This window comes from Marinicella gelatinilytica (assembly GCF_026410405.1).
GTDB classification, from domain to species: Bacteria; Pseudomonadota; Gammaproteobacteria; order Xanthomonadales; family Marinicellaceae; genus Marinicella; species Marinicella gelatinilytica.
Window position 1 is genome coordinate 89,652 of sequence record NZ_JAPMLN010000001.1, and the last position, 23,528, is coordinate 113,179.

18 protein-coding genes are annotated in these 23,528 nt (G+C 43.4%); 7 read left to right on the forward strand and 11 right to left on the reverse strand.

Annotated features, from left to right (window positions below; translation table 11 throughout):
• Positions 1-2 precede the first annotated feature (2 nt).
• The 4 genes from OS173_RS00305 to OS173_RS00320 form a co-directional block, all read right to left on the reverse strand.
• On the reverse strand, positions 3-194 hold the full coding sequence (locus tag OS173_RS00305) for a YwbE family protein (RefSeq protein WP_267182272.1): 192 nt from the start codon (positions 192-194) through the stop codon (positions 3-5).
• 20 nt (positions 195-214) lie between these two features.
• Entirely contained in the window at positions 215-940 is a 726-nt protein-coding gene (locus tag OS173_RS00310) for an SDR family NAD(P)-dependent oxidoreductase (protein ID WP_267182273.1), read from the reverse strand.
• Positions 937-1,833: a TIGR01777 family oxidoreductase gene (locus tag OS173_RS00315; protein WP_267182274.1), complete on the reverse strand. Its 897-nt coding sequence runs from the start codon at positions 1,831-1,833 to the stop codon at positions 937-939. Before OS173_RS00315 ends, OS173_RS00310 begins: the two co-directional genes overlap by 4 nt.
• 61 nt (positions 1,834-1,894) lie before the next feature.
• Positions 1,895-2,779 (reverse strand): DMT family transporter, encoded by an 885-nt coding sequence (locus tag OS173_RS00320; RefSeq protein ID WP_267182275.1) that lies wholly within the window; start codon positions 2,777-2,779, stop codon positions 1,895-1,897.
• A 100-nt stretch (positions 2,780-2,879) separates the two neighbouring features.
• Here OS173_RS00320 and OS173_RS00325 point away from each other — a divergent pair, with 100 nt between their 5' ends.
• The 6 genes from OS173_RS00325 to OS173_RS00350 all read left to right on the forward strand — a co-directional run bounded on the left by OS173_RS00325 (position 2,880) and on the right by OS173_RS00350 (position 10,532).
• Positions 2,880-6,089: an amidohydrolase family protein gene (locus tag OS173_RS00325; RefSeq protein ID WP_267182276.1), complete on the forward strand. Its 3,210-nt coding sequence runs from the start codon at positions 2,880-2,882 to the stop codon at positions 6,087-6,089.
• A gap of 299 nt (positions 6,090-6,388) precedes the next feature.
• On the forward strand, positions 6,389-7,759 hold the full coding sequence (locus tag OS173_RS00330; protein WP_267182277.1) for a hypothetical protein: 1,371 nt from the start codon (positions 6,389-6,391) through the stop codon (positions 7,757-7,759).
• On the forward strand, positions 7,756-8,412 hold the full coding sequence (gene maiA, locus OS173_RS00335) for a maleylacetoacetate isomerase (RefSeq protein ID WP_267182278.1): 657 nt from the start codon (positions 7,756-7,758) through the stop codon (positions 8,410-8,412). The genes OS173_RS00330 and maiA overlap by 4 nt, the downstream gene beginning before the upstream one ends.
• On the forward strand, positions 8,413-9,624 hold the full coding sequence (locus tag OS173_RS00340; protein WP_267182279.1) for a BaiN/RdsA family NAD(P)/FAD-dependent oxidoreductase: 1,212 nt from the start codon (positions 8,413-8,415) through the stop codon (positions 9,622-9,624).
• A 333-nt stretch (positions 9,625-9,957) separates the two neighbouring features.
• Positions 9,958-10,236 (forward strand): type II toxin-antitoxin system RelE/ParE family toxin, encoded by a 279-nt coding sequence (locus tag OS173_RS00345; protein ID WP_267182280.1) that lies wholly within the window; start codon positions 9,958-9,960, stop codon positions 10,234-10,236.
• A gap of 14 nt (positions 10,237-10,250) precedes the next feature.
• Entirely contained in the window at positions 10,251-10,532 is a 282-nt protein-coding gene (locus OS173_RS00350; RefSeq protein WP_407659803.1) for a HigA family addiction module antitoxin, read from the forward strand.
• 171 nt (positions 10,533-10,703) lie between these two features.
• Here OS173_RS00350 and OS173_RS00355 read toward each other — a convergent pair whose 3' ends face one another.
• The 4 genes from OS173_RS00355 to OS173_RS00370 form a co-directional block, all read right to left on the reverse strand.
• Entirely contained in the window at positions 10,704-11,291 is a 588-nt protein-coding gene (locus tag OS173_RS00355; protein WP_267182282.1) for an acyltransferase, read from the reverse strand.
• Positions 11,292-11,415: 124 nt separating this feature from the next.
• On the reverse strand, positions 11,416-11,979 hold the full coding sequence (locus OS173_RS00360) for a hypothetical protein (RefSeq protein WP_267182283.1): 564 nt from the start codon (positions 11,977-11,979) through the stop codon (positions 11,416-11,418).
• Between the two features lie 25 nt (positions 11,980-12,004).
• Positions 12,005-15,661: a methionine synthase gene (metH, locus tag OS173_RS00365; RefSeq protein WP_267182284.1), complete on the reverse strand. Its 3,657-nt coding sequence runs from the start codon at positions 15,659-15,661 to the stop codon at positions 12,005-12,007.
• Positions 15,658-16,578 carry an ArsR/SmtB family transcription factor gene (locus OS173_RS00370; protein WP_267182285.1) on the reverse strand — a complete coding sequence of 307 codons (921 nt, stop codon included), beginning with the start codon at positions 16,576-16,578 and terminating at the stop codon, positions 15,658-15,660. The genes metH and OS173_RS00370 overlap by 4 nt, the downstream gene beginning before the upstream one ends.
• 334 nt (positions 16,579-16,912) lie before the next feature.
• On the opposite strand from OS173_RS00370, the gene OS173_RS00375 reads away from it, so the two are divergent.
• Positions 16,913-21,829: an NAD-glutamate dehydrogenase gene (locus tag OS173_RS00375; RefSeq protein WP_267182286.1), complete on the forward strand. Its 4,917-nt coding sequence runs from the start codon at positions 16,913-16,915 to the stop codon at positions 21,827-21,829.
• Between the two features lie 138 nt (positions 21,830-21,967).
• Here OS173_RS00375 and OS173_RS00380 read toward each other — a convergent pair whose 3' ends face one another.
• From OS173_RS00380 to OS173_RS00390, 3 genes are all read right to left on the reverse strand, one after another.
• A complete protein-coding gene (locus tag OS173_RS00380; protein WP_267182287.1) occupies positions 21,968-22,780 on the reverse strand; it encodes an SDR family NAD(P)-dependent oxidoreductase in 813 nt (270 codons plus the stop codon).
• A 4-nt stretch (positions 22,781-22,784) separates the two neighbouring features.
• Entirely contained in the window at positions 22,785-23,078 is a 294-nt protein-coding gene (locus OS173_RS00385) for a c-type cytochrome (RefSeq protein WP_267182288.1), read from the reverse strand.
• Between the two features lie 65 nt (positions 23,079-23,143).
• Complete coding sequence (locus OS173_RS00390) at positions 23,144-23,470, reverse strand: c-type cytochrome (protein WP_267182289.1); 327 nt, start codon at positions 23,468-23,470, stop codon at positions 23,144-23,146.
• Positions 23,471-23,528 lie beyond the last annotated feature (58 nt).

Below are 23,528 nucleotides of genomic sequence, written 5' to 3' on the forward strand. Positions count from 1 at the left end.
ACTTAAACGATGGATTGAACGCGACCGACTTCACCACTGGTGAGTTCGACCTTAATGCCATGGGGGTGTGATGGTGATTTGGTTAATACGCGTTTGACCGTGCCTTCGGTGAGTTCACCGCTGCGTTGGTGGTGTTTTTGTACGATACTGACTTCGGTACCGGGTTGGATGTCTTTTCTAAGTGGTTTTTGCATACCCCGTATTGTAACAAAAATTACCAGGGAATGGTTTTGCCGGCGTAATCCAAAAACAGGGCTTCTTTGTGTGTATGCTGTTGGTGTTTCTCAATCTGCTCAATCAACATATCCGCAGTTTCATCTGCCGTTTGTAGCTGTCCCTGAGGTAATCGTTTCTGGAAAGGTTTGGATAAAGGTGTGTCGGTGGTGCCCGGATGAAGAAGCATAAATTTTATCTGCGGATGTTTTCGGGCCCATTCAATGCTGAGGGTTTTGATGCCCATATTTAAGGCTGCTTTACTCATGCGGTAGGCATACCAGCCACCCAGGTGATTGTCTTCGATACTGCCGATGCGGGCAGAAATGGACACCGCTAAGCCATGCTCAGCGTGGCTGAGCAACTTTTCGGCCTGTTTTAAAGCCAGTAAATGGCCCACGGCGTTGACTTGATAGCTATGCAAAAGATTATTCTGATTAACCTGCTGCAGAGATTTTTCAGGTTGATAATTGGCGTTATGCAATACGCCGGCACAGTTAATAATCCAATCAAGGTAATCAACCTGTTGTTCAATATAGTTAAAAGCAGCTGAGATGGATTCCTCCTGACTTAAATCACAGTTGACATGAAACAGACCCTCCGAAACTTTCTCCGGTTCATCAAACCGCCGTGATGTGATAAAGAGGTTATTTGCGTTGGTTGCCCATTGAGTCGCCAATGCCTGGCCAATACCCTGGGCACCGGCAATGATTAAAATATTTTTCATAGTGCGGCTTTCAGTCCCTCTGGAATACTTGGATGTTCAAAGCGAAAACCGGCATTTTGCAGTTTATCGGGGACAACATGGGCGTCGGCCAGTAAAAGTTCATCGGCCAGGTCTTTAAAGATTAAGCGAGCCATCACTTCAGGCATGGGCAGAAAAGCCGGACGATGGAGTTGTTTGGCTAAGGTTTGGGTAAAGGTTTTATTGGTGACAGCGTTGGGCGCGGTTATATTGACCGGACCGGTCATGGGCTTTTGCAATAGAAAATGAATGGCACGACTCACATCGGCTAAACTCACCCAGGAATACATTTGCTCACCGGAGCCGATGCGACCACCCAAACCCAGTTTAAAGGGCAACAACATGTTTTTTAAGGCACCGCCGGATCGGTCTAACATTAAACCAAAGCGCAGGTTTGTGACGTTGGTTTGTGGGCTTTGTAATTGTTGGGCGCTGGCTTCCCAATTTATTGATAAGTCAGCGACAAAATTATCACCGGCGGGGCTGTTTTCGGTCAGTTGTTCACCCGGTCGATGGCCATAATAGCCAATGGCTGAGGCACATAAAAATAATTCAGGTTGTTGTGACTGATTTTGGATGGTGTTGACCAAGTCATTGGTGCCATGAATTCGACTGTCAAAAATGAGCTTTTTATAGGCATCAATCCAGCGTTTATCGGCAATACCGGCACCAGCCAGATGAATCACCGCATAGGGTGCTTTAATCTCATGTTTTACTAAGGCTTGTTGGTAATTCCAGCTGGGTCGGTGCGGATCTGATTTGTCACGTTGTAACGCCACCGGCTGATAGTCTGCCGATAAATCAGCCATCAGTTGTTGCCCCAACATACCGGAAGCTCCGGTGATAAAAATGACAGGTTTACTGGTATCAGACATAAAAACACTTTGATTAAAGAATTTATTTTAACAAATAATCGGTGCAGAAAATGTCAAACTCTTAACCGGCCATTTGTAATACCATTAATACGCCGGCCACACTGATAATGGCACCGGTTAATTTACGAGGGTTCATGTCTTCTTTTAGTAACAGCCAGCCTAAAATAAAGATAAATACGGCTGCGGTTTCATTCAGTATTGAGGCGATTGAGGCATCGGTGTATTTATAACCGGCGACCCAGACCATGGTGGATAGGTACTGGCCCAAAAATGCACCGATTAATAACCACCATTTACCTTGATTTCGCCAGACGGAGAGTGGATTTAAACTGCGGTTTAAGAGGGCGTTAAAAATCAGCATGGTGGCTAAACCACCGATGGTTCGAATAAAAATAATCCAAAAAAACGGCAGTTCCGTGGTGATGGGTTTAACAATGACAATGCCTAAAGCCGTGCAAAAGACCGCCATGGCAGCAAACACAAAGCCAATTTTTGGCGGATGCGCGATGGCCAATGATTTTTTCCGTAAGCTAATAACTGCGACACCAACCATAACCAGTATCATGCCAAAGATTTGCCAGCCATTCAGACGTTCACTTAAATAGAAAAATGATATAAACACCACAAATGGGCTATAGAGGGAACCCGTGATGCCGGTGAGGCCTGCGCCAATTAATTGTAAAGCGCGCAAATAAAACATATCCGCCAGCATAATCCCGAAAAAGCCACTGATTAGCAGAATCATCCAATCTTCGCTGCTCAGTTCCGGTGGTATAAAACCGTCGGTAAAATACAAGGTCGGAATCATCAACAAAAAAGTCAGGACGATTTTAAACAGATTCATGGCACTGACGCTGCTGTGCTCACCGGCTTTACGATAACAAATGACCGCAAGTGCCCACAATAAAGCACACAATAACGACAGTATTTCACCTAAACCAAACATACGCTTTTAAATCATGCCAAAAAAGTTCGGATTGTAAGCGATTTTCTCTGCGAAACCTTTATAATTATGCGTTTTGGTAATCATAACTTCGAGGTTAAGCATGTCTTCAAAAATCAAATATTCTTTGACTCTTCTGGTGTTATTAGTAGTCATTTCGGTTTCAGCCGCCACAGATAAGCCTGAAGCCGATAAAGATAAATGGGATGTTAACAACCCACCCGGTGAAAAACAAATGATTGATATCAATACCGAAACCGGTACCTGGATGAACCTCGATGTCAGTCCGGACGGTCAAACCATTGTTTTTGATTTGCTCGGAGATATTTATACCATGCCGATTACCGGTGGTGAGGCCAAGAATATCACCAACTCCATGGCCTGGGATATGCAACCTCGATTTTCACCGGATGGCACAGAACTGGCATTTACCTCCGATCAGGGTGGTGGCGATAATATCTGGGTTATGAATGTCGATGGCAGTGATGTCCGCGCCGTGACCGATGAAAAATTCCGTTTATTAAATTCACCGGCCTGGTCACCGGATGGTGATTATATTGTCGCTCGTAAACATTTTACCGGGATGCGCTCTTTGGGTGCCGGGGAAATCTGGTTGTACCATAAATCCGGCGGCCAAGGTGTGCAGTTGAACAAACGACCCAACGAGCAAAAGGATTTGGGCGAACCTGTTTATACACCGGATGGACAATATGTTCTTTTTTCAAGAGATTCCACCCCGGGTCAATACTTTGAATATTCAAAAGATTCGAATAACCAGATTTACGAAATATACGCCATTGAGCTGGCCACCGGTGACATTAAACCGTGGGTATCAGGACCGGGTGGGGCGGTTAGACCGACACCTTCACCGGATGGTGACTCCTTGGCTTTTGTGCGTCGTATTCGTGCTGATACCGCATTGTTTATCCAAAATCGTAACAGTGGTGAGTTAACCCCAATTTTTGATAACTTAACCCGTGATATGCAAGAAACCTGGGCCATTCATGGTGTTTATCCTAATTTTGCCTGGCTGCCGGATGGCAAAGACATCGTGTTTTACGCCAAGGGCGGCATTCACCGCATCAATGTGGCTTCCAAAGAAGTCACTCAGATTCCTTTCAAAGTGGCAGATCAACGTGAAATTCGACAGGCTGTGACAGTAAGTAACGAAGTGGCTAAGGATGAGTTTACAACTAAAATGCTGCGCTGGTTACAAGTCAGACCTGATGGCAAGCAAGCTTTATTTCAGGCTTTGGGTTACCTTTATACCGTCAACTTGCCTAACGGTCGACCCGAACGCTTAACCAAACAAACAGACCATTTTGAATTATATCCACGTTACAGTGCCGATGGTAAGCAGATTATTTACAGCACATGGCATGATAAAGACTTAGGCACAGTGCGTTTGGCCAAACTCAATGGCCGCAGTCAACAACTGACAAAACAACCAGGTCATTATGTTAATCCGGTGCTGTCACCAAACGGTCAAACTGCGGTTTTTCAAGCCATTAAAGGCGGTTATTTAACCAGTCCCTTGTATTCCCATGATACCGGTATTTTTAAAGTTGATATTAAATCCGGTGAACAGAATAAACTGGCCGAATCAGGCAGTGAACCGTTTTTTACCGGCAACAACGAGCGTGTCTACTTCACCGGCGGTGATAAAAAAGGTGAAGTGTTTACCGGTCAACTGTACTCAACAGATTTAAGCGGTAATGATAAGCAGCAACATTATCAAGGTGAATGGATCAGTCATTTTAAAGTGTCTCCGGATGAAAAATGGCTGGCCTTTATCCAGAATTTCCAGGTCTATGTCACGCCATTTGTTCGTAACGGTCAGTACATAGCCACCGGCTCCGGGGCAAAGAATTTACCGCTACAGAAATTCTCGACCTATGCCGGCAAAAACCTCACCTGGAGCCAGGATTCAAAACAGTTAAGTTGGGCTATGGGGCCTAATCTTTATCAACAACCATTGTCAGCTGTGTTTAATTTTCTCAATGACAAAGCTGTTGAAGACAAACCTGAACCGCAACAAACCACCATTGAACTAACCGCGAAAACCGATAAACCTAAAGGTTTGGTGGCATTAAAAGGTGCGAAAATCATTACCATGGAACAAGTGGATGGTGCACAACAGGTGATTGACAATGGTGTGATTATTATTAAAGACAATCGGATTCAAGCGCTTGGTGCTGATATTGAAATACCAGCTGATGCTGAAGTTTTGGATGTCAGCGGAAAAACCATTATCCCGGGCCTTGTGGATGTCCATTGGCACGGCCCTTATGCCAATGACCAAATCATTCCCCAAGAAAACTGGAATGCCTATGCCTCATTGGCGTTCGGTGTCACCACCACCCACAACCCGTCGGCCAACACCGAAGCGATTTTTGCCGCATCTGAAATGCAGCAAGCGGGTTTAATCACCGCACCAAGAACCTATTCGACCGGTACCATTTTATATGGTGCAACCCATTACATCACCGCCAAAGTTAATAGCCTGGACGATGCCATGGGACATCTAAAACGCATGAAAGCCGCCGGTGCCTTTAGTGTCAAAAGTTACAACCAACCCCGCCGCGATCAACGCCAACAAATCTTAGAAGCCGCTCGCCAAACCGGTTTAATGGTGGTGCCTGAAGGTGGCTCCTTATTTATGCACAATATGAGCATGATTATCGATGGTCACACCGGTATTGAGCATTCCATTCCGGTGGCATCTATTTATGATGATGTCAAACAACTGTGGGCGGGTTCAAATACTGCCTATGTACCGACATTGGGCGTCGGTTATGGTGGCATTTGGGGTGAGCGTTATTGGTATGATAAAACCGATGTCTGGAAACACCCGATATTATCCAAATATGTACCGGCCAACATTCTTGAACCGGCATCGGTCCGTCGTTTCAAAGCACCCTTAGAGGACTACAATCATTTCAACAATGCGCGGGTCGCCAAAGAATTACAAGACGAGGGTGTTGATGTTCTATTAGGTGCGCACGGTCAGCGTGAAGGTTTAGCCGCCCATTGGGAAATGTGGATGTTTGGTCAAGGCGGCATGGAACCTTTGAACATTATTAAAGCGGCCACCATCGATGGTGCCAGATACATTGGCATGGACAATGACCTGGGCTCATTGAAAGTCGGTAAACTGGCTGATTTAGTCATCTTAAACCAAGACCCGATGCAAGACATCGAAACCAGTGATGATATCCATCAGGTGATGCTCAACGGTCGTTTATATGATACAGACACCATGAATCAGGTTTATCCAACAAAAACAAAACGAGGGGCTTTTTATTTTGAGTGAATATAGTCAACTTTTAAACCACATACTGGTTTGCTGAATATAAAAAAAGATAACCACAGAGGACACTCAGGCACGGTGTTGATGCAACGCATTGCACCGCCGTACCGGCGCAGGCCGGTAACCAGTGTCTTTGAGAAATGAGTTTAAAATTATTAAATAACCCAACATCTTTGTCATCGTGCTGAGACCCTCGGATCTGCGTCCGAGAGAGACGATAATCTGGGTTATTTTTGCTATATGATTTTTGCGGTTAATAAATGGTAACCACAGAGACACAAAGTTCACAAAGGAAAAATATTTTGAGTAAAAACCATCGAACAGAGATTGATAAAGCCATTAAGCATTTAATGGATTTTCAGCAAAAAGAGCCTTATATCAACGATTTCCAGATTCTTGAAAGCCAGCTTTGGCAGGAAGTCGGTGAATTTATCGGCGAGGATCCCATGGACTTTCGCCAATGGCTATATGCTGAATCGGGTATGGGTCACATGGCTTTTGGGTTTTTGTTTGAACGCTGGGGCAGTGTTATTTGGGGTGAGGGTGATCAAACGCCGATTGAAATATTTTTAAAAAACCGGGGTTGGCGTGAAGCACCCGCCGGCAGACAGTATTTAAAAAAATTGAATGACGCCGCCGTTAAAATCTATGAGGTGACCGACGTCAAGCCAGGCGAATACATAGTTGTTCGAGATATCGACCAACCGGATAAAAAAATTAAAGTTATCGAAAAGAAAGGCTCAGAAAACATCGTGCCCTGGACTTATCTGGCCGGCCGGGTTATTCATATGCGCGGACAATGCATGTTTACCGGTGCCTTTTTGCCACTATCGCACCAAGCGGTTGAAAACATAAAAGATCGATTGGAATATACCAAAAAAGATGGACTTACTTTCCTTAAACAAGCCATGGAATCTGAAGACATACATTTGTTACCAGACATGAAAGCCGCGCTGATGGCAGAAATTGAAGGCAATTTAGCGGATTATGTGTTCGTTGATTGGGTTATGGATATGATGGATAAAACATCACCGGAACAACCGATTGTTACGAATCGTGATGGTGATATTGTGGAAGATATGACCTTGCGGTTTACCATCGCCGTCAAGCCCAAAACCATAAAAAAGTATTTGGATGAAAGTGATCAGTTGATGCCGGAACCTAACCAGGATGATTGTTGGTTATGGCTGGACAGGGCGGCGCATGAACACGATCAACAAGTGCCCATTTGGGGTGTGCTGACGCTGGGTGAGCAGGATTTAACCATTCGGGTTAATTCACGCGGTCGCGCCAACAAAGCTAAAAAGTATTTAAAATCCCTGCTGGGCACGCGCATTAAACAGCCCATGATGGTCTATAACAATGATCAAAAAACTCAAAACACTCAAAACACTGGTATAGAAGATGTGATGTCCGATGACATCTCGCCTGAAGATCGCCTGGCCATCATTAAGGATTATATGATTCAACATTATAAAGACACCTTGGATCAGCCGATTCCGATGCTGGATAACCTCACACCGAGGGTTTGCGCTAAAAATCCCAAAAAGCGCCATAAAGTCATCGCCTGGTATAAAGAAATTGTCTCCCGCAGTGAAAAATTTCAGCCAGGTTCCGCCGAGGATTTGGCCTTTATTTTAGATGAACTCAATATCAGCCCGGAGGAGTTATGACATTAACACTGTACAGCTACTGGCGCAGTACCGCGGCGTATCGTGTCAGAATTGCCTTAAATTTAAAGGGCTTAGATTATGAAACTAAAGCAGTTCATCTGGTTAAAAACGGTGGTGAACAGCATCAGGCCGGTTACCGTGAAGTCAATCCACAGGGGTTGGTGCCGAGTTTAGTTACGGAGGATGGACATGTCATTACCCAATCCATGGCGATACTTGAATACTTAGAAGAATATCAGCCCGCGCCATCGATATTACCGGAAGATGCCATCAGTAGAGCGCACTGCCGCGCCGCTGCCCAAACCGTTGTCTCTGATATTCATCCTTTGGATAATTTACGGGTTTTACAATACCTGAAAAAACAGGGCTGGCAACAAGACCGTGTTGATACCTGGTATGCCCATTGGATTCATGAAGGTTTTAAGGCCTTAGAACAGCAAGCCAGTTCGGGTAAAACTCAATTCATGCATGCGGATTATCCCTGTATCTCAGATATTTGTCTGGTGGCACAAATCTATAATGCCAATCGCTTTCAGGTGCCCTTGAATGCTTACCCGCGATTGACTGAAATCTATCAACACTGCATGGTATTGGATGAATTTATCAAGGCTTCACCGGAACAGCAACCGGATGCCCCTGAGGTTTTAGCTTAATTGGACGCAAACACAAAAACCGACGCCTATGATGTCATTATCTTAGGCGCCGGAGCCGCCGGTTTAATGTGTGCCAAAACCGCGGCCGCTCGCGGTTTAAAAGTATTGCTACTGGAGAAAGCCAATAAACCGGGTAAAAAAATTCTGATGTCCGGTGGCGGTCGCTGTAATTTCACCAATATGCATTGTGCCCCGGACTATTTTTTATCCGCCAATCCACACTTTATGAAATCCGCCTTAAGTCGCTACTCTCAGTGGGACTTTATACAGTGGGTGGAAGACCATGATATTGGCTACCATGAAAAGGAGCTCGGCCAGTTATTTTGCAATCGCAGCGCCAAAGATCTACTGAACGCCTTATTAGATGATTGTCGCGAGCAGGGCGTTGATCTCCATTGTGATGTCAGTATTGAGCAATTAGCAATCGGTCAGCCGGTAACTGTGAAAACCAATATCGGACAATTCACTGCACCACAATTGGTGGTGGCCACCGGTGGTTTATCGATTCCGAAAATGGGTGGCTCGGATTACGGCTATCAACTGGCCGAACAAATGGGCTTAACGGTGTTGCCTAAACGTGCCGGTCTGGTGCCACTGATGTTTTCCGATCAGCACCAAAAATTGTTTTCTGACTTAAGTGGCAGCAGTGTGCAGGCTGAAGTCAGCGCAGAAAACGCGCAATCCTTTACCCATCAAGTGTTGTTCACACACCGTGGTTTAAGTGGTCCGGCGATTTTACAAATCTCCAGTTACTGGCAACCGGGTGAAAGCATTTATATTAATCTCATTCCGGATTATGATTTTTTGGCAAATTTAATCGAAGCCAAACTTAATACGCCGCAATTATCAATGCTACAAGTACTGCAGCGGTTTTTACCAAAACGTCTTGCGGAAACACTGGGGAAATTTATCAGTGGTGATGATTTACAACGTGAACTGCAAACATTTAATCAAAAGCAACTCGCTGGACTTGCTGAGAGCTATACCAACTGGGTGCTGAAACCGGCAGCCAGTGAAGGTTATCGCACCGCTGAAGTCACTTTAGGCGGGGTCGATACCAATCACCTATCATCCAAAACCATGGCCGTTAAAAGCCACCCCAATATTTACTTTATCGGCGAAGTGGTCGATGTCACCGGCCACTTAGGCGGCTTTAATTTCCAATGGGCCTGGTCGTCTGGTTTTGTGGCGGGGATGAGTTTAAAAAGTTAGACATGAAAGTTTTTTATCCTTCTTGAATAATACAAGACTGAAGTTTTAATAATAGCCGTAGGTTGGGCTGAGCAAAGCGAAGCCCAACTCAAAACCCTGCATAAAGAAAAATGTTGGGCTTCGCTGAGCTCAGCCCAACCTACCATTTAGTATCATTATCTTGATTCAAAAGAAACGATAATAAACTGTTATTGGATAAAATATAGGGAAGAGTTTCTTAATAATTCTCAAAAACCCATCAAATCATGGTGAAAATAATTAATACCTTTATACCATTTATGAATTAATTTACATTCATTTGACACCTGTAACGTTACAGGTTATATTTGTGAAATGATACGGAGCTTCAAGCATAAAGGCTTAGCAAAATTCTTTCGTTCCGGTAGCACGGCCGGGATTCAGGCCATCCATGCAAAGAAACTTCGTCTAATACTCGGTCGCTTAAATGTTGCCCATAAAATAAAAGATATGGACTTGCCCGGTTTAAGGCTTCATCAATTATCTGGTAATCGATCCAAAGAATGGTCAGTTATGGTTAGCGGCAATTGGCTAATAACCTTTCTTTTTGATGAAGGAAATGCGGAGGATGTAAATTATGAAGACTACCATTGAGATATAAAATGTTCATGTATAACCCACCACATCCCGGTGAAGTGATTAAAGAGCTTTACCTTGAGCCATTAGAACTGTCCGTGACTGCTGCTGCAAAGGCACTTGGTGTCAGTCGTAAGACCTTAAGTGCCATTATTAATGGCCATGCCGGTATTAGTCCGGAAATGGCGATTCGACTTTCAATTGCTTTTAACACCTCAGCTGAAAGTTGGGTTAACCAGCAAGCCCAATATGAACTTTGGCAAGCCGAGCAAAATCGAGACAAGTTAAAGGTCGAAAAATTAATAACAGCTTAAAAACACTTAAAATTCAGTAGGTTGGGCTGTGCAACGCGAAGCCCAACTTAAATTCTTAGCTGCAAGCAAAATGTTGGGCTTCGCTGAGCTCAGCCCAACCTACCAGTCAGCGCCTACCTTTCATATGAATTTCTTTCTGTATTCGTGATCTTTGTGGGTAATTAAAAGATTTTATTTCATGGGTTTGAATTTTGGTACGTCGAGGTCTTTTTTTTGCTGACCTATATCATTCAGGGGTTGGCAGGCGCGGAAGCTTTTGAGGCAGCGTTCGGTGAGGTTTTGGTAGACTTGGGTGCCGCGGGTTTTCCATTCGAGTTCGTGGTCTTTAACAGCGCGTTTGACTTCAGCCGGGGAGCCGTGGATGATGCTGCGGTCGGGGGCTTTGAAACCGGGCTTCACATAACTTAACGCACCGATAATACACTCTGCACCAATTTCGGCATTGTCCATAATCACGGTTTGAATACCGACCATGGTGTTTTCACCAATCACACAGCCGTGTAACACCGCACCGTGGCTAATATGGCCGTTTTTGCGGATACGGGTTTCACCGCCCGGAAAACAATGGGCAATGCAGCCGTCTTGCACGTTGACACCATCTTCAAGCACAATGCGACCGTAATCTCCACGCAAACTGGCATGGGGGCCGATGTAACAATTCTTGTCGATAATGACATGGCCGATAATGGACGCCGTTGGGTGCACAAAACTACTGTCATCGATCACCGGTCTAACACCGTCAATTTCGTAAAAACTCATAACTTTATTAAACCTTTTTGAATGTTAATATTTAAAATCATTTTTCTTAAGCCTATCAGTATCATAACAATAAACACACGCATGAAAACAGTGGCCAAATAGATAATCTATCATTTTGGTTGGGTTAATTAATAGGGGTCGAAGATAATAAACGGTATTTAAAAGTAAAGTGAGTGGTAATTACAATAAGCAATATTAAAAATACTAAAGCGATATCTGACATCGTATTGATAGCTAAAGGTTCGGAAACTCTAAAAGTTAAAATTGAACCATACTGAAGTGGTTGAGTATCAGGTGGCAAAGGGAAATATGAAATAGGAGTTATTAAACCAGTTCTCAATGAATATTCTCCCGCAGGCAATTCACCAAGCTCATAATATTCTCTTGGAGCAGGGGTCACCGGAAAAGGATTACATAATGGTATGCTTTCAGCAACCACAATTAAATCTATGTGATTTTCGGGGTATGAGGGTAAGCTGTTATTAAATTCGAACAAGTGGGTTTCACCATCCAAATTTTGTACCGGCAAAATTAAACAAGGGTAATGATAAGTATGAAATAAACCCACACGAATGGTATCACCAACCAGTGGATTAGGGGGATCAATAATAACCGGTGGTTCAAATTGAGCCTGGGCTGATGCCGCTAAGCATAATCCTATAAGTAATAATAACTTTATTCTTTTCATTAGACCATTATAAAGCAATCAAAACTTAGCGTGATAAATTGGCTCTCAGTATTTTACGGGCTTTGTCTTCAGAAATCCCGGCTCTTTGCGCATAATCCCGGGCTTGGTCATCGTCAATTTTGCCGACTACGAAATATTGTGATTCCGGGTGCGCGTAATAAAAACCACTGACCGAGGAGGCCGGATACATGGCATAACCTTCAGTGAGTTCGATGGCGGTGTGTTGGCTGACATTGAGCAAGTCAAACAGCACATCTTTTTGCGGATGATTGGGGCAGGCGGGATATCCCGGTGCCGGTCGGATGCCCCGGTATTTCTCTTTAATGAGCGCTTCGTTATCCAAATCCTCATCGACGGCATAGCCCCAATAGCGGGTGCGGACCTGGTGGTGCATGTATTCAGCGTAACTTTCAGCCAGACGATCGGCCAGGGCTTTTAGTAAGATGGCTTTATAGTCGTCATTATCGGCTTTAAAGCGTTCAATATGGGGTTCAATGCCGACTCCGGCGGTGACTGCAAAGGCGCCGATATAATCCTGTAAGTCACTGTCTTTGGGGGCGATAAAATCGCTTAAGCATAAGTTGGCTTTGGGCTTGTCGGCCTGTTGACGCAGGTTCAAAAGCCGATGGCTTTGTTCCTGATGTTCGATGATAACATCATCACCGTCTCTGTACGCCGGGAAAAAACCAATCACGGCTTCTAAAGACAGCCATTTGTGATCGATGATTTGTTGCAGCATGGCTTGTGCATCCTGAAACAATTCGCGGGCGCTATCACCCACCAGTTGATCGTCTAATATGGCCGGGTATTTGCCGTGTAATTCCCAGGCCTGAAAAAACGGTGTCCAATCAATAAAGGGTTTTAAATCCTCAATGGGCGTATTTTTAATGACTTTAATGCCGGTGAAGCTCGGTTTCGGTGGTTGGTAGTGAGTCCAATCCAGTTGTAAAGCATTATCACGGGCGGCTTGTATTGAAATGATTTTCTTATTTTGATCACGGTTTTTGCGCCGCTCTCTGAGCTCTTCATATTGGGCTTTGATGTCCTGACAAAAATCATCGCGGTCTTTTTCCGATAATAACTGTTGTACCACATTGACGGCCCGTGAAGCATCCTTCACCCACACGGTGGCGTGCTCATAACCCGGTTCAATTTTAATCGCAGTATGGGTGCGTGAAGTGGTGGCGCCACCAATCATCAGCGGTAAGTTCATACCACGTTCCTGCATTAATTCAGCGACATAGCACATTTCATCCAATGACGGTGTAATTAAGCCCGACAGACCGACAATATCGGCTTGTTGTTCGACCGCGGTATCAAGAATTTTCTGCGCCGGAACCATCACCCCTAAATCAATGATTTCATAGTTATTACAACCCAGGACCACGCCCACGATATTTTTACCGATGTCATGGACATCGCCTTTAACGGTGGCCATCACCACTTTGCCTTTGGTTTGTTGACGGCCTTTTTTGGCTTCAATAAAGGGTGTCAGATAGGCCACGGCTTTTTTCATAACGCGGGCGGATTTCACCACCTGTGGCAGGAACATTTTACCGGCACCGAATAAATCGCCCACCACATTCATACCATCCATTAATGGCCCTTCAATGACTTCGATGGGCTCTTCCAGATCTTGTCTGGCTTCTTCGGCATCCTGTTCAATGTAATCACTGATACCGTGGACCAATGAATGGCTAATTCGTTGATAGATCGGTAAGTCACGCCAGGCAGTTTTATCGCTGTTATCGGAATGGCTTTGTTGTAGTTCCTGAGCAAGTACCATAAGATCTTCAGTGGCATTGGGGTCACGGTTAAACAACAAGTCTTCAATTTTATCGCGAATATGAGCCGGAATATCATCATACACAGTCAGCTGGCCGGCATTGACGATGCCCATGTCCATGCCGGCTTGAATGGCGTGGTATAAAAACACCGAATGGATGGCTTCGCGCAGTGGGTTATTGCCACGAAATGAGAAGGAAATATTAGAGACGCCGCCGGAGACATGCACATGCGGCAGATTCTGTTTTATCCAGCGGGTGGCTTCGATAAAATCCACGCCATAATTATTATGCTCGGCAATACCGGTGCCAATGGCGAAAATATTGGGATCAAAAATAATGTCTTCCGGCGGAAAATTGACTTCCTGGGTGAGTAAGTCATAACAACGCTGGCAGATTTCAATGCGACGCTGTAAATTATCCGCCTGTCCTTGTTCGTCAAAGGCCATGACAATCACCGCAGCGCCATATTTCATCGCCTGGCGTGCATGTTCAATAAACTCCGCTTCACCTTCTTTTAAACTAATGGAATTAATAATGCCTTTGCCTTGAATCAGCTGTAAGCCGGTTTCCAGGACGCTCCATTTAGACGAATCAAGCATAATGGGCACTTTTGAAATATTCGGTTCTGAGGCAATCAGTTTTAAAAAGGTGGCCATCACCGCTTCAGAATCCAATAAGCCTTCATCCATATTGATGTCAATAATTTGCGCACCGTTATCCACCTGATGTTGCGCCACCTCCACCGCGGCATCAAGTTCATTGTTTTTGACCAGGCGCTTAAATTTAGCGGAGCCGGTGACATTGGTGCGTTCACCGACATTGATGAAGTTGATTTCCGGGGTGATGGTTAATGGTTCCAGCCCGGACAAGCGGCACAAGGGTTTTAAATCGGGTAGGGGACGCCCTGAATTGTTTAAATCCAAATCCGCCATTGCCTTGATATGCTCCGGTGTGGTGCCGCAACATCCGCCCATAATATTGATGTGCCGATGGCCAATCATGTCCTTTAAAATTGACGCCATGTGTTCAGGGCTCTGGTCATATTCGCCCAATTCATTCGGCAAACCGGCATTGGGATGAACACTGATATAACATTCGCAGATGTCATTCAGCTCTTTGATGTATGGAATCAAGTCATCAGCGCCGAGGGCGCAATTTAAGCCGATACTAAAGGGTTTGGCATGGCGTATGGCATGGTAGAACGCAGTCAGCGTTTGCCCCGATAAGGTGCGGCCACTGGCATCGACAATGGTGCCAGAAATCATAATTGGTACATCTATGCGGCGTTCATCTAAAATAGTTCGAATAGCAAATAAACAGGCTTTGGCGTTCAGGGTATCAAAGATGGTTTCCACCATCAGGATATCGGCACCACCATCGAGTAAACCGTTAATGGCTTCACTGTAGGCATCGGTTAATTCGCTAAACGTGACATTGCGAAATTCGGGTCGGTTAATGTCCGGTGAAATGGAGGCGGTGCGATTGGTGGGTCCCAGCACACCCACCACCCAGCGTGGTTTGTCCGGTGTATTGTATTTATCACAGGCTTGTTTCGCCAACTGGGCAGCGGCTTTGTTGATGTCGTAGCTGTAATCTTCTGTGTCGTAATCGGCTTGGGCGATGCGCGTGGCATTAAAGGTGTTGGTCTCAATCAGGTCACTGCCGGCGGCTAAATTCTGTTCATGGATATCTCGAATCAGATTCGCCTGGGTGAGCGATAAAATATCGTTATTGCCTTTTAGATCAGAGGCATGACCTTTAAACAGCTCGCCACGAAAATCAGCTTCATTAAGTTTTAAATTTTGAATCATGGTGCCCATGGCAGAATCCAACAATAAAATACGTTCTTTAACGGCTTGTGTCAGCGCTTGTCGGGCTGTGGCTGTGGTATTCATTTAATGGCCTCGGCAGTAATGATTTCAAAATGGGGCAAACGCTGTTCTTGAGAGGTGATCCGAGCGTGAACCGATTGACAGTTTTGTTGTTTAAAATAGGATTCAATGGTCTCGGTTTTAAAACCCATGTGAATATGGCCATATTCTTTTTGTACGTGCTGATGGGCGTGTTTATTGAGTGTCGCTAACATGATACGGCCTTTGGGTTTGGTGACACGAACAGCTTCTGAAATGGTTTTTTTGGGGTTTTCGGCATAGGTCAGAACTTGTAGCAATAACACACAATCAAAGGCGTTATCTTGGAACGGCAGCTGATGCATATCAGCTTCTGCGAATTGCACATTATCAAGATGGTGTAAGCGTTTTTTGGCTGCTACCATGGCTTTGTGGTTATTATCCACACAGGTGTATTGCTTTGATTGTGGTGCCATGAGTTCAGCCAACACACCATCACCGGAGCCAATATCCAAAACATTGTCTAACGCAATCATTTGGGCAATTAAGCGGGTGGTGGCTTCCCAGGTTCTGCCCGGTGAATAATGTCGCTCCATATCCCCCGCAACGCTGTCCACCCATTGATTGCCCTTGGCTTGTTGGCTGAGAACTTGTTTTAACCTTTTTTGGTCCTGTGCCACCAAAGGATTATTGTCGTAATGGTTGTCTAATAATGACAAAAACTCGGGATATTTTTGTGCAAAAGTACCGGCATTGATTCGATAATAAGCAAAAACACCTTGTTTTCGGACAATCACTAAGTCATTTTGTCGCAACAAAGATAAGTGTGTAGACACCCGAGGTTGTGGCATTTGTGTAATTTCAGAAATTTCGGCCACAGTCAATTCATTGTCTTGTAACATCAGTAATAATCTAATTCGTGACTCATCGGCCAATACTTTAAATAATTCGTTTAATTCCATATATCTATATATACGAATAAAGGGATATTATGAATTTTAGTGGGATTTGATAAAATTACAAGTTTATTTTTTGTTAAGCTGTTGTGAATGTTTGTGTTAGGTCAAGGAAATCAGAAATAGCCGTTTTCATCCTACCTTTTCAATGGTTAAAAAGTTACAATTCAATCAAATTATTGGTCGTCTCATAGATGACAGATTCGTGGTCTTTATTAGACCAATTGTTAATATTATTAAACGAGATCTTTGCCAAGGTCTCTAACCTGAGTGAAGATGTTTGAACGTTCGGGATGGTATAAATTCCGTGGTTAAAACAACTTCATAGGATGAAATTATCATGCATTCACTACTGACTTCTGATCATAAAAAGTTTATAAAAAAATTTGCGGCTCATTTAAAAAAAAATAAACAACCCTACAGCGACAGCGCTGAACAATTAGCCAAACAACTATTTACCCACATGACCATGGATGAGGTCAATTCTCACGATGTGGAATATTGGGTCGAAGTCATCACAAAGATGATTTCGGCAATGAGTGATTCTTCTTTGAAGAAACCTGTTATTAAAGTCACTGACTTTACCGATGATCAGTTGATATCACATATATTTTTAGTTAACGATAATATTCCGTTTCTGGTGGATTCTGCCACCATGGCCTGCGCTGAATTCGGGCTTGAGGTTAAATTAATTTCTCATCCAATTATTCAAATACAAGGTGAAGATAAGGATCGGGTATTGATTGATAAGCCCAAGAAAAATGATACCCAAGTCAAATCATTAATTTATATCGAAGTCTCACAAATCCACGACAAAAAAGAACAGCAAAAATTACAAACCTATCTAAATAATGTTTTTACACAAATTCGTTATGCTGTGGCCGATTGGAAACCGATGTTGGCTAAACTTGAGGAAGCCAAAGACAAGTTGGGCAGTTTGGGTGATGATACCTGTCAAAAATCCCAACAAAAATTCCTCGATTGGTTGGCTAATGATAATTTCACCTTTTTAGGTTACCGACGTTATCAAAAACAAAAGGATTATTTGGTGGCTGAGGAAGATTCCGGTTTGGGCTTATTGAGTCAAAAATTAGATGCTGATTCCAATGATGCCAGCCAAATTAAAGTCAGTGATTATAAAGTCAAAAAACAATCCGATTTGGTGGTACTCACCAAAGTCAATAAATTATCCAAAATTCATCGCAAAGGTAACCTAGATTATATTGGTGTATTGGAGACCAATGACCAAGGGGAAGTGGTGGCCGAACACCGCTTTATCGGCCTATTAACATCTCAGGCCATGAACACCAGCCCCTTAGAAATTCCTTACATTAAAACCAAAATAAAACAACTCATTAAACAATTTGCTTTTGAGGACAACTCTCATTCAGAAAAAATGTTGATGCACATTATCGACAGTTTTCCGCGAGATGAGGTGATGCAAAGTAACACCAAAGAATTGTTTTACGCCATATACCAATCTCTGGCGATACAAGAAAAAGTCACCACCCAAGTGATCGCAAGAATTGATAAATTTGGGCGCTATGGATCCTTCATGATTTATGTCCCCCGTGATTTATTTAATACCAAAGTCCGGCTTAAAATTCAAAAATTAGTCACTGAAGCCGTTGATGGTGTTGAGGTCGAATATGCGGTCTCTATTGATGACTCCCATTATGCGCGTTTGTATTTAGTTATCCGTGATATTAACAAGTTTGATAGAAAGTTAATTGATGAGCTTAAACAACAAATTATTGAAGTTGTAAAAACTTGGGAAGATCAGTTGCGTATGGTGTTGATTGAGCGTTTTGGTAACGAGCAAGCACAACCTTTGATGGCTAAATTTAAAGGTGCGTTTCCGGTGGCTTACACAGAAGATGTCAGTCCCCGGGTGGCGTCTTATGACTTAGAGCATGCCAATAAATTAACAGATGCGGATGATTTACAGGTTAGTTTGTATATGCCGCGTGTTAAACAGCAAGGAGAGTTTCGTTTTAAAGTGTTTCGCTTTAATAAGACCATGCCTTTGAGTGAAGTTTTGCCCGATTTGGAGAATCTGGGATTACAAGTGGTTAGTGAACGGCCTTATGAATGGCAGCTTGCGGATGGTCGCGTTATCTGGGTCCAGGATTTTGATTTGAATTTAGCCTCTGGGGCATCTTTGAAACTGGAGCTGGTCAGAGAGCGTTTTCACAGTACATTTGCTAAAGTATCTCGCAAAGAGCTGAGTTCTAATCCGCTCAATAAACTGGTTATTTTAGGTGGCTTAAATTGGCGTCAAATTTACTTTATTAATGGTTTAGTTAAATACTTACTACAAACCGGATTACCTTACAGTCGAGATTACATCGTTAAAGCTTTGGTTAATCAACCCCATATTAGTCGTTGGATTGTGGAATTATTCACCATTCGATTTAGTCCGGCATTGGATCAGTTGGATGCCTCAGAGATTCGCGATTACTTTAAAGCATTTCAGCAGAAATTTGGTGATCAGATGCATCACCTCAATATTACTTTAAACGAAAACCAACAAGCCTGTGTTGATAAGTATTTCCGTAGTCGAAAATTGGATCGTGAGAGCTTATCTGACAAAGTAGAAAAGGTTATTAATGCCTTATTGGTGAGTGTTTCATCGCAAGATGAAGATCGCATTATTCGTTATGTCACAGAAACCATTCGTGCCGTTATTCGAACTAACTTTTTCCAGAAGGATGCAGAGGATAAATTTAAACCGGCGATGAGTATAAAAATTAATTCATCGGCGTTGTCTTTTATCCCAAAACCGATTCCTTACCGGGAAATTTTTGTGTATTCGCCGGATGTGGAAGCCATTCACCTGCGGATGGGGGAAGTGGCGCGTGGGGGACTTCGTTGGTCAGACCGCTATGAGGATTTTAGAACCGAAGTGTTGGGCTTAATGAAAGCCCAACATGTTAAAAACTCAATCATTGTACCGGTTGGTTCAAAAGGTGGTTTTGTGGTTAAACGCTTACCCCAAGGTGACCGTGATGCCGTGATGGCAGAAGTTAAACGTTGTTATCAGATTTACATTGGTTCAATGTTAGATATCACCGATAACATTGTTAATGATCAGGTTGTTTATCCCGATAATGTGGTTCGTTATGATGACGATGATCCTTATTTAGTGGTGGCTGCAGATAAAGGCACAGCCACTTTTTCAGACATTGCCAATGGTATTTCAATTGAACGCAACTTCTGGTTGGGTGATGCTTTTGCATCCGGTGGTTCTGTGGGTTATGACCATAAAGGTATGGGTATTACTGCACGTGGAGCCTGGGAGTCGGTCAAACGCCATTTCAGAGAAATGAATATTGACTGTCAGAAACAAGACTTTTCAGTGGTTGGTATTGGCGATATGGGCGGTGATGTGTTTGGTAATGGTATGTTGTTATCAAAACATATTTGTCTAAAAGCGGCATTTAATCACATGCACATCTTTTTGGATCCAAATCCAGATTCAGCCAGCACTTGGAAAGAACGCAAACGTTTGTTCGAGATGCCGCGATCTTCTTGGGAGGATTTTAATCAAAAACTCATATCTAAGGGTGGTGGTGTTTATTCCCGTTTTGATAAAGCCATACCACTATCTAAGGAAGTCAAAGATTGGTTAAAACTGAAACAAGATGACATCGCGCCACAGGATTTAATTAAAAAATTACTGCAATCTGAAGTGGATTTAATTTGGAATGGTGGTATCGGTACCTATGTGAAAAGCAGCGAAGAAAGTCACGCTGATGTCGGAGACAGTGCCAACAACAGTTTACGTGTGAATGGCAATGAGCTGCGCTGTTTGGTGTTCGGCGAAGGCGGCAACTTAGGTATGACTCAGCGTGGCCGGATTGAATACGCAAAAACCGGTGGTCGATTGAATGCCGACTTTATTGATAATTCAGCCGGTGTGGATTGTTCTGACCACGAAGTTAATATTAAAATTTTATTACAGCAAATGGTTAAAGACGGCCAGATGGATTTACCGGCTCGAAATAAATTGTTAGCTGATATGACATCAGAAGTGAGTCGTTTAGTGTTAACCAATAACTACCGGCAAAATAAAATTTTATCTTTTATGTTGCATGTGAGCCCTGAACGTATCGGTGCGAAGGCACATTTAATTAAAACTTTAGAAAATAATGGTTTGTTGGATCGCGAAGTGGAGTTTTTACCCTCAGAAGCTGAGTTGAAAACACGACAACAAAATGGTGAAGGTCTTTACAGTCCTGAACTTTGTGTGGTGTTATCTTATTCTAAAATTGACTTGTTCAAAAAGCTGTTGGCATCTGATGTATTGGAAGATCCCTGGTTACGCGATGTGATGGTGCATTATTTCCCGAAACAGTTACAAAGTATTGATGCCAAGTATCTGGATAATCATCAGCTGAAAAGAGAAATTATTGGCACGGTTCTCACCAGTCAAATTGTTGACCGCATGGGTGCAACTTTTATGATGCGTATGAATGAGGATACCGGTGCTGATGTGAGTACCATTGCCTTGGCATACTTTTTGGTGGTTGAGCTCTTTAATTTAAATGATTTGTGGCAGGCCATTGATGATCATGATGGTGTTGTGATGGCGGACGATCAGCTTAAAGCACTCAAATCCATCTGGTCATTTGTACGTCATGGTGTGCGGTGGACGTTAAATAATATTGGTCACAATATAGATTTACAGGCCCAATTAAAACAATTGCAATCGGGTGTTAACGCCTTCAAAGCAGACTTTGAGCAATACATTACTCCCGCTGATAATCAGGTTTTTGATCGTGAACTTAAATCATTAGCAGATAAAGGCTTCCATAAAAAAATTGCTCGCCAACTTGCTGCTTTACCGTATATTAACGCCGCTTTAGATGTGGTTAAGGTCGCAAATGATGAAAAAGTCTCGGTTAAAAGTGCCGCTGATATGTATTTCCCATTGGGTCAATACCTGAATTTGGTGTGGCTCAACAGTATGGTTGAAAAACTGCCGGTAGACAGTCACTGGCATGTCCATGCCAGAGGCGATTTACGGGATGATCTCAGTGAACATCATGCCGAATTAACGGCCGCATTGATACGCCGATACGGAACCAAGAAGTCCGCGCAGAAAGTGATGGACCAATGGTTACATGATCAGCAGAAAATGGTTGATAACGTTAAGCAACTGATGACCAGTATTAAAAGTGATAAACAAGCCGACTATGCAACTGTAATGGTGGCAGTAAATTCTTTAAGTAATTTGGTATCAGCGACAAGATAATCCATATCTGATATGTGAATTAAAAGCAGTCTGTGCTTACTGTCAGGCTGCTTTTTTTATAAGCTAAAAAAACATGAAAACACGGATACACTGTCATTGCTTGAGGCTATTATAATCTTTTTAGACAGCTAAGAAAAACTAAGACTCGTTACTGCGTTTGCGGTATTTATTAATGTTTTTTTGAAATAGGGCACGGATAATTTTATCCGGCAATAAACGCGTCATCAGGGCAATTAATTGATTGCGCCAGCCGTTAATTTTCACTGCTTTATTGGCTTCTACTGCTGCAATTCCTTCTGCCACTACCTCGTCAGCTGACATCCACAGTGATTTGGATAGTTTGTTCATACGATGACGGGTACCATTGGCATCGTGGAACTCAGTGTAGGTAAAACCTGGACAGAGGGCTGAAACGTGCACCCCAAAATCTTTGCCTTCTAAATGCAACGAATGTGCAAATTTAATAACAAAAGACTTCATGGGGGCATACAGTGTGTGTCCTGCAGTCGGTGGTGCCAAGCCGGCTAATGAAGCCACCTGAATAATGCGTCCATAGCGGGCTTTTTTCATGGCGGGATAAAATAAATAAGTAAGTTCCACCAAAGAGTTAAGCATCACATTCAGTTGTGCTTGATGTTGCGGCCATGAGGGCTCGTCAAAGTCACCGGGCAATCCATAGCCGGCATTATTAACCAGCATGGCCACTGACCATTGTTGTGTTTGGCAATGTTGGTAAATTTTTTGGGCGGCATCAGCTTGAGCTAAATCGGCGGTTATGATTTGCGCATCAATGTTATGTTGATGTTGAAGTTGTTGCGCTAATTGTTGTAGACGGTCGGTGCGACGTGCGATTAGGATTAAAGACCAGCCACGTTGTGCCAGTTGCTGTGCAAAACAAGCCCCTAAACCGGCAGAAGCGCCGGTTATCAGGGCATATTTGGTTTGACCCATTGTATTATTTAATGTCTAAGGTCGGCAATCTTTTATCTTTTAAGGTGGCGTAGTAATAAGCCAGATTTTGAATGTCTTCATCGCTCAATGTGGCAGAAAACCCAGCCATAATGGCATTGCTGCGTACACCGGAACGGTAATCTTTCAGTGCCTTGATTAAATAATCAACATACTGCCCCGCCAGATTAGGGTAGGTAGGAATGATACCGACACCATCTAAGCCGTGACATGAGGCACAAACTTGTTCAGCTTTGGCTTTACCGGCTTCTGCATCAAAGGCCATCGCCGGTGATGCCATGAGGAAGCAACCTATAATCAGACACGATGTAAAAATGGATTTTCTGAGGTTAGTGTATAAATAGTTCATTGTTTATCCTGTTTTGCTTCACCAAATTGAGAAAAATAAGCGGCAATATCGCTGATGTCTTGGTCACTTAAACTGCCGGCTTGTGCCTGCATGGTACCGTGTTGACGAGCACCATCACGGTAGTCTTTAAGTGCCGTTTCAATATAAGCTGCATTTTGCCCACCAATTTTAGGTACATGGTAATTTGGGTAGGAGTTTTTATATTTCGGAATGCCATGACAACCCGAACAGGTATAGGCAATTTTTTCACCGCGATCCGCATCGCCTTCAGCCAAAACTGGACCGAAAGAAAATAACAAGCATAACAATAAAATTTTTTGCATGATGAACAATGAAATTAAAACGTACATTATATGCAGTAATGACAAGTGACTCAATTGT

Coding starts and splice junctions, on each gene's coding strand:
- OS173_RS00305 (WP_267182272.1), bottom strand. CDS start 194: ATGCAAAAACCACTTAGAAAAGACATCCAACCCGGTACCGAAGTCAGT.
- OS173_RS00310 (WP_267182273.1), bottom strand. CDS start 940: ATGAAAAATATTTTAATCATTGCCGGTGCCCAGGGTATTGGCCAGGCA.
- OS173_RS00315 (WP_267182274.1), bottom strand. CDS start 1,833: ATGTCTGATACCAGTAAACCTGTCATTTTTATCACCGGAGCTTCCGGT.
- OS173_RS00320 (WP_267182275.1), bottom strand. CDS start 2,779: ATGTTTGGTTTAGGTGAAATACTGTCGTTATTGTGTGCTTTATTGTGG.
- OS173_RS00325 (WP_267182276.1), top strand. CDS start 2,880: ATGTCTTCAAAAATCAAATATTCTTTGACTCTTCTGGTGTTATTAGTA.
- maiA (WP_267182278.1), top strand. CDS start 7,756: ATGACATTAACACTGTACAGCTACTGGCGCAGTACCGCGGCGTATCGT.
- OS173_RS00345 (WP_267182280.1), top strand. CDS start 9,958: ATGATACGGAGCTTCAAGCATAAAGGCTTAGCAAAATTCTTTCGTTCC.
- OS173_RS00350 (WP_407659803.1), top strand. CDS start 10,251: ATGTATAACCCACCACATCCCGGTGAAGTGATTAAAGAGCTTTACCTT.
- OS173_RS00355 (WP_267182282.1), bottom strand. CDS start 11,291: ATGAGTTTTTACGAAATTGACGGTGTTAGACCGGTGATCGATGACAGT.
- OS173_RS00360 (WP_267182283.1), bottom strand. CDS start 11,979: ATGAAAAGAATAAAGTTATTATTACTTATAGGATTATGCTTAGCGGCA.
- metH (WP_267182284.1), bottom strand. CDS start 15,661: ATGAATACCACAGCCACAGCCCGACAAGCGCTGACACAAGCCGTTAAA.
- OS173_RS00370 (WP_267182285.1), bottom strand. CDS start 16,578: ATGGAATTAAACGAATTATTTAAAGTATTGGCCGATGAGTCACGAATT.
- OS173_RS00375 (WP_267182286.1), top strand. CDS start 16,913: ATGCATTCACTACTGACTTCTGATCATAAAAAGTTTATAAAAAAATTT.
- OS173_RS00380 (WP_267182287.1), bottom strand. CDS start 22,780: ATGGGTCAAACCAAATATGCCCTGATAACCGGCGCTTCTGCCGGTTTA.
- OS173_RS00385 (WP_267182288.1), bottom strand. CDS start 23,078: ATGGCATCACCGGCGATGGCCTTTGATGCAGAAGCCGGTAAAGCCAAA.
- OS173_RS00390 (WP_267182289.1), bottom strand. CDS start 23,470: ATGCAAAAAATTTTATTGTTATGCTTGTTATTTTCTTTCGGTCCAGTT.